9 protein-coding genes and 9 tRNA genes are annotated in these 12,281 nt (G+C 38.0%); 2 read left to right on the forward strand and 16 right to left on the reverse strand.

Translation table 11 applies throughout. The features are described from left to right. The first annotated feature begins 185 nt into the window (after positions 1 to 185). On the forward strand, positions 186 to 575 hold the full coding sequence (locus H5122_RS05120; RefSeq protein WP_182682636.1) for a DUF2750 domain-containing protein: 390 nt from the start codon (positions 186 to 188) through the stop codon (positions 573 to 575). A 66-nt stretch (positions 576 to 641) separates the two neighbouring features. Here the strand turns inward: H5122_RS05120 and H5122_RS05125 are convergent, their stop codons facing one another. Together H5122_RS05125 and H5122_RS05130 are read right to left on the reverse strand one after the other, a co-directional pair. Further along, complete coding sequence (locus H5122_RS05125; protein WP_182682635.1) at positions 642 to 1,511, reverse strand: alpha/beta fold hydrolase; 870 nt, start codon at positions 1,509 to 1,511, stop codon at positions 642 to 644. Positions 1,512 to 1,618: 107 nt separating this feature from the next. Beyond that, entirely contained in the window at positions 1,619 to 2,944 is a 1,326-nt protein-coding gene (locus tag H5122_RS05130) for an OprD family outer membrane porin (RefSeq protein WP_182682634.1), read from the reverse strand. A 609-nt stretch (positions 2,945 to 3,553) separates the two neighbouring features. Here H5122_RS05130 and H5122_RS05135 point away from each other — a divergent pair. Continuing rightward, the gene (locus tag H5122_RS05135; protein ID WP_182682633.1) at positions 3,554 to 6,232 is read left to right on the forward strand and encodes a CHASE domain-containing protein; all 2,679 of its coding nucleotides are present in this window, start codon (positions 3,554 to 3,556) and stop codon (positions 6,230 to 6,232) included. Positions 6,233 to 6,302: 70 nt separating this feature from the next. Here H5122_RS05135 and H5122_RS05140 read toward each other — a convergent pair. From H5122_RS05140 to tolA, 14 genes are all read right to left on the reverse strand, one after another. Beyond that, a tRNA-Ser gene (locus tag H5122_RS05140) sits at positions 6,303 to 6,392 on the reverse strand. 176 nt (positions 6,393 to 6,568) lie between these two features. Continuing rightward, positions 6,569 to 7,609, reverse strand: coding sequence for a quinolinate synthase NadA (gene nadA, locus H5122_RS05145; protein ID WP_182675392.1), 1,041 nt, complete (start codon positions 7,607 to 7,609; stop codon positions 6,569 to 6,571). 141 nt (positions 7,610 to 7,750) lie between these two features. After that, positions 7,751 to 7,826: transfer RNA gene (locus tag H5122_RS05150), tRNA-Lys, on the reverse strand. 62 nt (positions 7,827 to 7,888) lie between these two features. Beyond that, positions 7,889 to 7,964: transfer RNA gene (locus tag H5122_RS05155), tRNA-Lys, on the reverse strand. Positions 7,965 to 8,047: 83 nt separating this feature from the next. Beyond that, positions 8,048 to 8,123 (reverse strand) — tRNA-Lys (locus tag H5122_RS05160). Positions 8,124 to 8,147: 24 nt separating this feature from the next. Continuing rightward, positions 8,148 to 8,223, reverse strand: a tRNA-Lys gene (locus H5122_RS05165). Between the two features lie 83 nt (positions 8,224 to 8,306). Next, positions 8,307 to 8,382: transfer RNA gene (locus tag H5122_RS05170), tRNA-Lys, on the reverse strand. A gap of 85 nt (positions 8,383 to 8,467) precedes the next feature. Further along, a tRNA-Lys gene (locus tag H5122_RS05175) sits at positions 8,468 to 8,543 on the reverse strand. Positions 8,544 to 8,627: 84 nt separating this feature from the next. Beyond that, positions 8,628 to 8,703: transfer RNA gene (locus H5122_RS05180), tRNA-Lys, on the reverse strand. A 70-nt stretch (positions 8,704 to 8,773) separates the two neighbouring features. Further along, positions 8,774 to 8,849 (reverse strand) — tRNA-Lys (locus H5122_RS05185). Positions 8,850 to 9,075: 226 nt separating this feature from the next. Continuing rightward, positions 9,076 to 9,825, reverse strand: coding sequence for a tol-pal system protein YbgF (gene ybgF, locus H5122_RS05190; protein WP_033021320.1), 750 nt, complete (start codon positions 9,823 to 9,825; stop codon positions 9,076 to 9,078). Positions 9,826 to 9,838: 13 nt separating this feature from the next. Continuing rightward, positions 9,839 to 10,381: a peptidoglycan-associated lipoprotein Pal gene (gene pal, locus H5122_RS05195; protein ID WP_002960636.1), complete on the reverse strand. Its 543-nt coding sequence runs from the start codon at positions 10,379 to 10,381 to the stop codon at positions 9,839 to 9,841. Between the two features lie 34 nt (positions 10,382 to 10,415). Then, the gene (gene tolB / locus H5122_RS05200) at positions 10,416 to 11,774 is read right to left on the reverse strand and encodes a Tol-Pal system beta propeller repeat protein TolB (RefSeq protein WP_182682632.1); all 1,359 of its coding nucleotides are present in this window, start codon (positions 11,772 to 11,774) and stop codon (positions 10,416 to 10,418) included. Positions 11,775 to 11,783: 9 nt separating this feature from the next. Then, a partial coding sequence (tolA, locus tag H5122_RS05205) for a cell envelope integrity protein TolA (protein ID WP_182712992.1) occupies positions 11,784 to 12,281 on the reverse strand: 498 nt, incomplete at its 5' end.

The raw sequence follows: 12,281 nt of genomic DNA on the forward strand, positions 1-12,281 counted from the left end.
GCCTTTTTACAAACATTCAAGCTTATTTTGAATGAACGCTCAAATTAGTTGTGACATATACTGCTCAATATACAAATTAGATCTGCATTGCTGAAATTAAATATCAACTTTTCAACACTCTGTCATATAACTCGATATACTTGTGTGCATATAATTTAGATATAGTAATTAAGAGTGAGCTAATTATGACAACGCCAAATTTAAGCGAAGAACAAGCAGTAATTTTAGGGCTTGGGGCAAAAAAACGCCTAGCCTATATGTTCGAAACCGTACAACAGTTCAATCAAGTATGGATTTTAAACGACGATGATGGCTGCGTTATGCTTGCCAACGAAGATGACGACTGCGTACCAGTTTGGCCAACTCGTGAATTTGCAGAAGCATGGGCAACCGGCGAATGGGCTGGCTGCAGCGCTAAAGCAATCCCGCTTGCTGACTGGTTTAGCCGCTGGACACCAGGCCTTGAAGAAGATGACTTACTTATTGCTGCTTTCCCTACAGAGGAAGACGACGGCACGATATTGTTTTCAGACGAGTTTGAAAAACAATTAAAAGCACCAAAGAAAAAATATTAAGGTTCAAAGCCTAAATGCTCAGAGTTATTAATTTATAAACGCGGCACTTAATTTAGTGCCGCGTTTTTATTGGCAATTTCTAAAATCCAAATAAGCCTGCGTAATAGCATCTGGACTTTCTACTTGCGGATAATGCCCAAGCTCTACAAACTCTTGTACGCGCGCATTGGGAGTAAGCTTTTTATAATGCTCAATCATGTGCTTACCAGAGATGGGATCTTCTGCGCCTGCTATAAACGTAAGTGGTATATTGCTATTTATGATGGCACCAACCCAGCGTTCTCGGTTTTGCTGCCTCTGCTTTATATAACTAATGAGTTTAGGCATAACGGCTAAACCATCTTTATAAATTAGCAACTCCCAAAGTGTGTCTACCACTTGTTTTGAAGGCGGTGTACTTTTACTAAAAATAGTCACTAAATTATTGGCAAATTTTTGTTTATTCATTAATTTTGGCACTATCCAACCTAGCTTTGAAAGTAAAAGCTTTTGTATAAATAATGGTTTATGCACCTCAGGAAATAACCTACCATTTAAAAAACACACGCTGTTTATTTTAAAGTCACTTTGGCTAACCACTTGCCTTGCTAATAACTCTTGAGCCACAGTATCGCCATAGTCATGAGCTAAAATATGTACATCATTAATATTTAACGTTTTTAAAAATTGGGTATATAAGTCGGATTGTTCGGTAATTTTATAAGTAGCGTTTATTGGTTTATCTGACAAACCAAAACCTAGCATATCGAGTGTAATTACAAAATAATGTTCACTAAGGGTTTGCCACATACCTTCCCAGTCCCAACTAGCACTTGGAAAGCCATGTATTAAAAGCAGCGCAGGCTTAGTTATATCACCAGCTGTTTTAGTAAAAATTTGATGGCCACTAATTTGAGTAAATTGACCCTGTGATTGCCACTGTTGAAGAGAAAACATATATTAGCTTTATTTTTATTATCTATTTGTTAGTTTTATCATAGTGGTAATTAATAAAGGAAATAAAACCAATGCATAAAATTTGCATTGGCTTATTAAAAGTCATGTTAAAATTTAATAGTGTAATCTACATAAACTCGATGGTCAGCTCTATCGCCTTTAACACCATCAACACTGCCTGATTTTTCGGTTGTATAATCTACAAATAACCAACGTAAGCTTAAGCCTTTTATTTTCTCAACTTTATAGCGAGTATCTACAGCCCAATATTTTTCGTCGGCTGTACCACCTAACTTACCCAATGCAGAGTTTTCAGCATCGCTGCCGTCTGTGTAGTAAAATTTAATTGTTAAGCCAGGCGATACTGCTTTTAAATCAATGCCAAAACGTGCCTGCCACGTTGCCTCGTTTTGATTTGTTAAATCGGCACCAATCAATGAGCGAGTTGGAAATGGGTTTGTACCATGATCGCCACTAAAGTTATCTTCAATCCAAGCATCACTTACCTTAGTAAATGCCGCACCTACACTCAAAATATCTTTTTTCCAATCAGCATCTAAGTAATAGGCAAATCCATCGTTTTCACTTCTAGTTAAACCTGTTAATGCGCCAGTTGCATCCTCATCATCTAAATCGCCGCCCTCTGCGCCTGTTACAAATAAATCACCATCATCTTGTGAGGTAAATATGCCAGTTGAAAGGGTTAACTTACTTTGCTCAAGTTTAATGTCGTAACTGATTTTTAATCCCATTTTACTTAGATAATTGTGGGAATTTAAATATTCAGCCTCTAATGTTACATCGTCTTTTTTATGCGTAGCACCTACGCCCCAAATTACGCTAATGGCACCAGGTGCCGATTGGTCGGTAGAAAAATCTTCCCATCTATCATCATGTCGACGGCTCCATTTATCGTATACGTAACCATATAATTTAGTGTTGCCAATTCTGTAATCGCCAAAAACGCCTCTAAAAGTATTAGGAATAGCACGGCTGCCTGAGCTTTTTAAAAGCATACTTTTGTTTTTTTGCCCACCTACTTTAACGTGACCGTTTTTGCCCAATTTAAAATCTAAAAAATATTGACCAAATTTAGAAAAGCTATCGTCTACTCCACCACTCTCATTACCTGCTGGTAAAATATTACCTGCGGCTGAACCTGTAGAGTTAATATTCATTACGGTGTAAGTCGACACACCCACAATCAATAAATCATTTATATAACCCGATGTGTAATTGAGCTCTATACCTTGAGCAAAAGTTGAATCGTCACTTGCGTCGTTATCGTAGTCACGGTCGAAATAAATTGATCTAAGTTTTATATTAAATTCATCTTGTTCTGTCAGCCCATTAACAGCAGCATACGTAGGGATAGAAATACATGTTAATACTGCGCCTGTTGCCGCAAGTAATTTAGATACTCGGTGAGCCATAGTTATCTCCGTTACCTTGTTTTTGAAGTTTTTACTGTGCAGCACATAGGGATGTGTATGCTTTTTGACCTACACGGCAAACATGTCATAAGGTAATTACATTTCTTTCATGCTAATAAATATAGAACAATATAAATTTATAATGTTTTAATTTTTATATTATAAAATAGTAAGAGTTTGTTTTATTACGGATGAATTGTAAAAACTGGTAAAGATCACCTCTTGCTCACTCGTATTTAAGTCGCTAATTTTATTTAAAAAAGTATCACAATATCAATTGAATTTTACTTGATTTAAACTTACCTAAGTAAAGTTATGAGCAGCTGATTTCTTCTAAAAATCAATAAGCACAAAAACCAGCACCTTTTGCTACTACTTTTGTTGGTATCTATAAAGTGATGCAAAATTTATAAATTATTATATTTATATGCACTTTAATTTTATCTTGAGGCTTAAAATCAACTTTTTAGACTTCCCCTACTCTAAACCTCTATAAAATATATACATTCCAATTAATAACAAAGTTGTGTCTTGAATAATAGGTGCTATATTTATCACGTTATTAAAATAGAAACACACTTACTGTGGCTCATGAAAAAGGATTAATTAATGATTCAAGCACGACCGGTTAATAAAGGGTTATTAATCTCACTGCTTCCTCACGTCATTTTATTAGTTGCGGGCATTATACTTACCTACTTTGCTCATATTAAACACCAAGAAGCCATAAAAAATAAAATAAACAATGCGCTTGATAACCGCCTATCCTCGCTTTCTACAGGTATTAACAGTAGGCTCGATTTGTATCAATATGGGCTATTTGGTTTAAAGGGCTTTGTACATGGGATAGGTGCAAATAACTTAAACTATCAAGCCATAACTAACTACTCTGGGAGCCGTAACTACGCTAAAGAATTTCCTGGAGCTAATGGTATTGGCTATATAAAAAAAGTTGGCGTAGAGCAATTAAATAAATTTTTGAATGATGCAAAAAACGATAGACCCGATCAGACATTTAATTTGAATACACTCGTAGCGACTAGTGATGAGCATTTTATAATTCAATATATTTTTCCTGAGCAAAAAAACTTACAAGCAATTGGATTAGATATTGGATCTGAGAGCATGCGCAAACAGGCAGCACTGAATGCTGCCATAAATAATACAACCCAATTAACGGCGCCACTGACTTTAGTACAAGCGAATAAACTCTCGCAACAAGGCTTTTTAATATTAGTGCCAATATATAAAACCATTACTATTTCTGATAATAAAAAACAGCGCCTTAATGAGCTTTTAGGTTGGGCATATTCGCCGTTGTTAATTGATAAAATTTTAGACTCACTTTCACACCTTGACGAAAATCAACTAACGATAAGTGATATCAATAACAATACTGAGACTGATTTTTTTAGTTATGGCATAAAAAGCAAAACTAACGATTATCAATTAACTAAAATTATAAAATTAATGGGTAGAACGTGGAAAATTACCATTGATGCCTCAGACGCCTTTATTTATAACCTTTATCTTCCTAGTCGGTATCAAGCCATTGTTAATGGCTCTTTCGCCACTATTGGCTGTATGTTTGTAGTTTTTTTAATGCAATTGTTTATTTTTAGAAGAAACCAAAGAATTAAGAGAAAAACACTTCAGGCTAAAAAAAATAAACTCGCATTGCAGCAAGCAAATTTAAAACTAGAAAGCGAAGTTAAACAACGTACTCAAGAAATAGCCGATATGAACATGCTCCAACAAAGTATTTTAAACAGTGCTAGTTATTCAATTATTGCGACCGACACTAACGGCTTAATCACTCTATTTAATCCCGCCTCTGAAAAGTTATTAGGCTACAAAGCGCAAGATGTTATTGGCATTAAAAACCCTGGCATATTTCATTTAAAAGAAGAAATTATAACAAAGGCTAAACTACTTAGTGCTGAATTAAATAAACCTGTACCCCCTGGTTTTGAAGTATTTATCCTAAAAGCAACAGCAACAGAGCCAGATATTAATCAATGGACATATATTTCTTCTACAGGCGAGCAAATACAAGTTAATTTAAGCGTCACTTCGTTGTTAAATAACGAAGGAGACACCGTTGGCTACTTAGGTATTGCTTACGATTTAACAGAACAAATTGACCACGAGCAAGCCCTTGGTCACTCAAAAGAACTTGCTGAGCAAGCATCGCAGGCAAAGTCTGAATTTTTAGCAAATATGAGCCACGAAATACGAACCCCGATGAACGGTATACTTGGCACATTACAACTATTACAAGAACAGCCGCTTAATGAAAAATCAAAAGAGTATTTAAAAAAATCACTGTATTCAACTCGAGCACTCACCACCATTATTAACGATATTCTTGATTTTTCTAAAATTGAGGCTGGCAAGCTCTCATTAGAGCATAAGCCTTTTGACTTTTTTGAACTTATTCATCACTTAGAGTCAGACTTAGGTGTGCAAGCAACAGATAAAAACATTTACCTTAAATTTGTGATTGATATTGAGCACAAGCATTGGGTGGGCGACCCAGTTAGACTCAGACAGGTATTTTTAAACTTAATATCTAACGCGATTAAGTTTACATCTCAAGGTGGCGTTACAGTAACCTTTAGGCTAACCGACGAAAAAAAAATATGTTGTTGTATATCAGACACCGGAATTGGAATTTCTGAGCAAGCAATTGATCGATTGTTTGAGCGCTTTGAACAAGCTGAGCAATCAACCACGCGTGAATATGGTGGTACGGGCCTCGGCTTACCCATCACTAAATCATTAATAGGCCTGATGAATGGCGAAATTAAAGTAACAAGCCAGTTAGGTTCAGGGAGTCAGTTTTATGTGTACTTACCATTAAAACAAGCGCAGGGGGATGACAGCACATTAACAACCAAAAATATTGAGTTTCCTGACCTATCTGGAAAAATTATTTTATTAGCTGAAGATAATAAAATAAATCAGCTCGTTGCAGCTGCGATGCTTGAACCAACTAAAGCCACTATTATTATTGCCAACAATGGTTTAGAAGCGATTTCATTATACGAGTTACACAAACCAGACATTATTTTTATGGACATTCAAATGCCAAAAATGGATGGTCTTCAGGCATGTAAAAAAATTAAGGCGCTTAATAGCGAACAAATTGTTATTGCATTAACTGCTAATGTTTTTACAGAACAAAAAGAAATATACAGGCAGTTATTTGATGGTTACGTTTCAAAACCAATCGAAAAACATGAACTTGTCGGCATGTTATCGACACTTAGCTTAGTAAGTAATTAGTCATACTGAAGGCATTAAAAAACCCAGTTATTGTTACCTTTCGATATTAATAACTGGGCTCTAAGAATAATGGTGGAGGAAGAGGGATTCGAACCCTCGTTAGGGATAAACCTAAACACACTTTCCAGGCGTGCGCCTTCAGCCACTCAGCCATCCCTCCACGGTGCTGCAATTGTGTAATGCAACAGCGCGCTATAGTATGAAATAGACCCTTAAGGTGCAAGGCATTTTTAAATTTGGGCCTTTAAATGCTTACTAATCAAGCAACACATACCTATAGGCACAAAAAAACGGCTAAATCTAAGACTTAACCGTTTTTAATTTATACCTTAGAAGTTACTTAGCCATGCTCGCAGTAAACTCAAGCATGCGATTTAAGGATTTAAGTGCGCCTTCGCGTAAATCCATATCAACGAATACTTCTTTACCTTTAGGGCTTATGAGGGCTTCCTTAATCGCTTTTAAGCCATTCATTGCCATCCAAGGGCAATGTGCGCAACTTTTACATGAAGCGCCCTCACCTGCCGTAGGAGCCGCAAAAAACTCTTTATCTGGACATAGTTGCTGCATTTTATAAAAGATGCCGCGATCAGTTGCTACAATAAACTTTTTATTGTCCATTGTTTGCGCTGCTTTGATTAATTGGCTCGTAGATCCAACCGAATCGGCAAGAGCAACTATTTCTGCTGGTGACTCAGGATGAACTAATACGCCTGCATCTGGGTGCAGCGCTTTCATGTCTTTAAGTGCTTTTGTTTTAAACTCGTCATGTACAATACATGCGCCATTCCACATAAGCATATCAGCACCGGTATTTTTTTGAATATAACTACCAAGGTGCTTATCTGGGCCCCAAATGATTTTTTCGCCTTGCTCATCGAGGTGCTCTACTATTTCAAGTGCACATGATGAAGTTACAATCCAATCTGCACGTGCTTTAACAGCCGTAGAGGTGTTTGCATATACAACTACTTTACGATCTGGGTGCTGATCGCAAAACGCAGAGAACTCGTCTATCGGGCAACCAATATCTAACGAACATGTTGCTTCAAGCGTTGGCATAACAACCGTTTTATTTGGCGTTAAAATTTTGGCTGTTTCGCCCATAAATTTTACGCCCGCAACAATAATCATATCTGCATCGTGACGTGCGCCAAAACGCGCCATTTCTAGCGAGTCGGCAACACAGCCGCCGGTCTCTTCAGCAAGTGCTTGAATTTCAGGATCGGTATAATAATGGGCAACAAGTACTGCATTTTTATCTTTTAGTAACTGTTTTATACGCGCTTTATATTCGCCTTGCTCGTCTTGTGTTAACGGTGCTGGCTTAGGGGGAAAAATATAACCTTCAGGCATAATAGTTTGAGCTAGACTCATGTTCTCGACCACTTATCTACAGTGCATTAATTAGGGCGAATTATACGAGAATATGAAAGCAAATAACAGTAAACTAGTAAGGCTGTTTATAAAAAATAAAGTGGGAAATTAAAAAAGAATATAAAGGAAAGTATTAGAGAGTGGTGGGTCATGATGGATTTGAACCATCGACCAATTGATTAAAAGTCAACTGCTCTACCAACTGAGCTAATGACCCGCTCTAATATAAATCTGCTTTGTAAAAAGCTGCGTAAATCCGCCGATTAAACTGTCATAGAATGGTGGGTTATGATGGATTTGAACCATCGACCAATTGATTAAAAGTCAACTGCTCTACCAACTGAGCTAATAACCCAATCTATGCGCTTATTCAATTATGAATGAAGCTTACGTATATCCGCCGATTGATGCCAAACACTATTCATAAGGAATAAAGAATGGTGGGTCATGATGGATTTGAACCATCGACCAATTGATTAAAAGTCAACTGCTCTACCAACTGAGCTAATGACCCGCTCTTATATAACTTTTCATAGAATGGTGGGTTATGATGGATTTGAACCATCGACCAATTGATTAAAAGTCAACTGCTCTACCAACTGAGCTAATAACCCGCTCTATGCACTTATTCAATTATGAATGAAGCTTACGTAAATCCGCCGATTGATTCCAAACCGTATTCACAAGGAATAAAGAATGGTGGGTCATGATGGATTTGAACCATCGACCAATTGATTAAAAGTCAACTGCTCTACCAACTGAGCTAATGACCCGCTCTATTGTTACGTTTAAATGCAACTTACTACTTTGCGTAAATCCGCCGATTGGAACCAGTCATTATTCACAAGGAATAAAGAATGGTGGGTTATGATGGATTTGAACCATCGACCAATTGATTAAAAGTCAACTGCTCTACCAACTGAGCTAATAACCCATTCCAGATGCTAACTTATTACTAAGTTAAAGCTTACGTAAATCCGCCGATTGATGCCAAACCGTATTCACGAGGAATAAAGAATGGTGGGTCATGATGGATTTGAACCATCGACCAATTGATTAAAAGTCAACTGCTCTACCAACTGAGCTAATGACCCGCTCTGACGTTGCGTTTTATAACAACTTAGTATTGTACGTAAATCCGCCGATAAAAGACCATTCAAAGAATGGTGGGTTATGATGGATTTGAACCATCGACCAATTGATTAAAAGTCAACTGCTCTACCAACTGAGCTAATAACCCGCTCTTTTTGTCGCATTTCGAGTGGGGTAACCATTCGTTTGCTGCGGGCGCTTATAATACTTATTTATAAAATGAGTGCAACCGAAATTGTCTCTTTTTTTAAGTTTTTATGTCTAGATGCACAAAATTAAACCGTTTGTGCTCAAACTACATGCAAATCCAAGATTCTTCGAGAATTTCCATGTAGTTTGCTCGCCTAAAATAGAAATTTAATCGCTGGTGAACTTTAGTTTCCTAAACGATCAGTTGCTAGTTTTGCAGCGGTAGTACTTGGGTATTGATTGATAAGATCGCTCAATATTTTTTGTGCTTGCGCCGCTGAACCTTGATCTTGTAAAAGTGTGCCTAACTTTAGCATTGCATCTGGACGTTTATTAGAATTTGGAAATTCGTTAACAACCACTTTAAAATGCTCTACCGCTTTTACGCCATCATTTTTAATAGTAAGCAACTGCCCTAACCAATAATGCGCGTTAGACGCATATACAGAGTTTGGATAGGTAGTTAAAAACGTTTGAAATTCAGGAATCGCTTGATCATAACGTTTATCTTTCATTATTAACGCAACAGCACGCTCGTACGCTTCATTTTCAGATAAGTCACTGCTGTAGCTCTGTGCATCGTTTGGCTGCGCCTGATCGACTACTGGAGCTGCTGTTGGCTGTGTATAAGCCTGGCTCACGCGGTTTTCAATTTCTTGATACAACTCACGCTGACGCTGCAGTACTTTTTCAAGTTTGTAGCTTTGCTCTTCAGTTACACCGCGAATTTGACTTACTTCGTCTTGTAACAAGTTAAGTTGTTGCTGTAACTCTACTTGTAAAAAGTTACGCGACTGCATCATATTCTCAAGCGACGCTAATCGCTTCTCAATACTTGATTGTGAACTTGCAGCTTCTGAAACAGGAGCGGGAGCAGCCATTAACTGGGTGCTCCCGCTCAATATCATGGCTGCCAAAATAATTTTCGGCTTCATAATATCTCTTATCTTAGTAAACTAGTACCGCACGGCGGTTTTTAGCGAAAGCTGATTCAGTGCGAGATTTAACCATTGGCTTCTCTTCACCGTAGCTTACCACTGACATTTGGCTAGCTGAAACACCTAAGCTTAATAGGTATTTTTCAACTGCTTGGCCACGGTGCTCACCTAGTGCAATATTGTACTCTGGAGTACCGCGCTCATCTGCGTGGCCTTCAATTAGTACTTTAACTGATGGGTTTTGAACTAAAAACTCAGCATGTGCACGAAGTAAATCAGCGTACTTACCTTCAACAGTTGCTTTATCAAAGTCAAAGTAAATTACTTGCTCTTGACGAAGTGCTTCGTACTTTTGACGAAGTTGCTCTTCTGCTTGTTGCTCAGGAGAGATTGTAGCTACTTCAACTGTATCAGTGTTAGTTGATTGCTCAACAACGCCTTGATTTGATTGGTTTGCAGCACCTTCATCAATATCAGAAGATGAGCTACAAGCTGCTAATGTCATTACTGGCACAGCAATTAGCAGGCCTTTAAGTATTTTGTTAAGTTGCATTGAGTAGATTCCTATTTTGAGTAAACCAGTAATATTACTGTAAGTATGGCGACCAAGCTGGCGCCTTTACTTGTCCGTCTAGCACAGGTAACCGTGCTTTAAAGCGGCCGTCCATCGATACTAGCGCAAGTACCTGTTTATTATTATGGAGCGTGCTGTATATAATCATCGAACCATTTGGCGCTATGCTCGGTGATTCATCTAGGCGTGTTCTCGTTAATACTTGAAACGCACCTGTAGCCAGCTCTTTCTTAGCAAGATGGTACTGCCCGTTGGTACGGTTAACCATCACTAATTCTTTTCCATCTGGTGTTATAGAACCAGCAAGGTTCATATCACCATCAAAGGTGAGTCGTTGTGACCTACCTGTTTTTAAATTTAACTTATAAATCTGAGCATTACCACCCCTTTCAGATGTAAACACAATATCTTGGCCATTAGGGTGCCAAGATGGCTCAGTATCTATGCTACGATGATTTGTTAAGCGTGTTTCTTTACGTGTAGCAAGGTCAAGCATGTAAACTTCTGTCGCACCCGTCTTATCCTTAGAAAGCACTAATAATAGCTTTTTGCCATCTGGCGAAAACTGCGGTGCACCATTAATACCACGGTAGCTTGCTATTATTTCACGCTTACCTGTGTATATATCTTGAATGTAAATTTGGCTTTGACGGTTTTCAAACGTTACATACGCTAGTTTAGTACCATTTGGTGACCATGCTGGCGACATTAATGGTTCTTTTGAACGAAGTAATACCTGTTCGTTAAAACCATCGTAATCAGCAACGACTAGCTGATAAGGTTTAGGCTCGTTATCACGTACTATTACATATGCAATTTTAGTTAAAAACGCGCCCTTTTCACCCGTTAGCTTTTCATAAATAACATCACTGATTCGATGAGAGTAACGGCGAAAACCACTCTCGCCAATAACACTTTCACGCGCTTCTAAAATATGATCTTGGCTTTTAACTAACTTACCGTTACTCATCATTTGCGTATTGCCACCGGTAATTTGGCCGCGAATCACATCAACTAATTCATAACGAACTAAATAACGCCCATCAGTTTGTTGTTCAACCTCACCAACAAGAACAGCTTCAACACCTTTATTAACCCAAGACGCATAATCAATTTCGCCATCTTTACTTGGCTGTTGCGGCATTTGCGCCACATCAACAGGTTTAAACTTACCACTGCGCATTAAATCGGCAGCAATAACACCACTTAGCTTTTCAGGAATTGGACCAACACCTTGGTATTTAAAAGGTACAATGGCAATAGGCCTTGCACCGTCTACACCTTCTGTTATTACAATTTCAAGCGCTGCATTAGCAACACCCGTAAACCCAAACAGTAAAACTAAACAGGCTATTTTTATTTTGTTGAACATATCATTCCTTTAAAATTCTGGCTTGATTGTTAAATTAATATTCTTAAGTTTTTCGAATACGTCTTTATCTTTAGATACCGGTAATGTGTCAGCCATGCGCACTGCTCTTAATGCAGCTTCACATACTAACTTGTCGCCACCTAATGATTTAACTTGCGTTACTAAACCATTAAAGCCCAAACGAATATTAACTCGGCACTGTTGGTTTTTCATTTTTTCATCAATCAGTAAGTTTTGCTGAATACGCGCCATAATTAATGCGCGGTACTTATCAACTTCGCTCACCACTTGTTGCTGACGTATTTTACTACGGGCAGCCTGCTCTTTGGCAAGTTGCTCTTGTAACATTTGCTCTTGCATTGCTTGCTGGCGTTTACGTTCGGCCTCAGCAGCACGCTCTTTTGCTTCCTCTTCACGCTTTTTGCGCTCAGCTTCTGCTTTTTTAAGTGCTTCTTCTTCAGCTTTGCGTTTGTCAGCTGCTGCTTTTGCTGCGTTTTCAGCTTCTTG

This window comes from Pseudoalteromonas sp. SG43-8, assembly GCF_014164245.1.
GTDB classification, from domain to species: Bacteria; Pseudomonadota; Gammaproteobacteria; order Enterobacterales; family Alteromonadaceae; genus Pseudoalteromonas; species Pseudoalteromonas distincta.

Bases quoted from the DNA above. Each gene is read 5' to 3' on its own strand.
- H5122_RS05120 (WP_182682636.1), top strand. From the start codon at position 186: ATGACAACGCCAAATTTAAGCGAAGAACAAGCAGTAATTTTAGGGCTT.
- H5122_RS05125 (WP_182682635.1), bottom strand. From the start codon at position 1,511: ATGTTTTCTCTTCAACAGTGGCAATCACAGGGTCAATTTACTCAAATT.
- H5122_RS05130 (WP_182682634.1), bottom strand. From the start codon at position 2,944: ATGGCTCACCGAGTATCTAAATTACTTGCGGCAACAGGCGCAGTATTA.
- H5122_RS05135 (WP_182682633.1), top strand. From the start codon at position 3,554: ATGATTCAAGCACGACCGGTTAATAAAGGGTTATTAATCTCACTGCTT.
- nadA (WP_182675392.1), bottom strand. From the start codon at position 7,609: ATGAGTCTAGCTCAAACTATTATGCCTGAAGGTTATATTTTTCCCCCT.
- ybgF (WP_033021320.1), bottom strand. From the start codon at position 9,825: ATGAAGCCGAAAATTATTTTGGCAGCCATGATATTGAGCGGGAGCACC.
- pal (WP_002960636.1), bottom strand. From the start codon at position 10,381: ATGCAACTTAACAAAATACTTAAAGGCCTGCTAATTGCTGTGCCAGTA.
- tolB (WP_182682632.1), bottom strand. From the start codon at position 11,774: ATGTTCAACAAAATAAAAATAGCCTGTTTAGTTTTACTGTTTGGGTTT.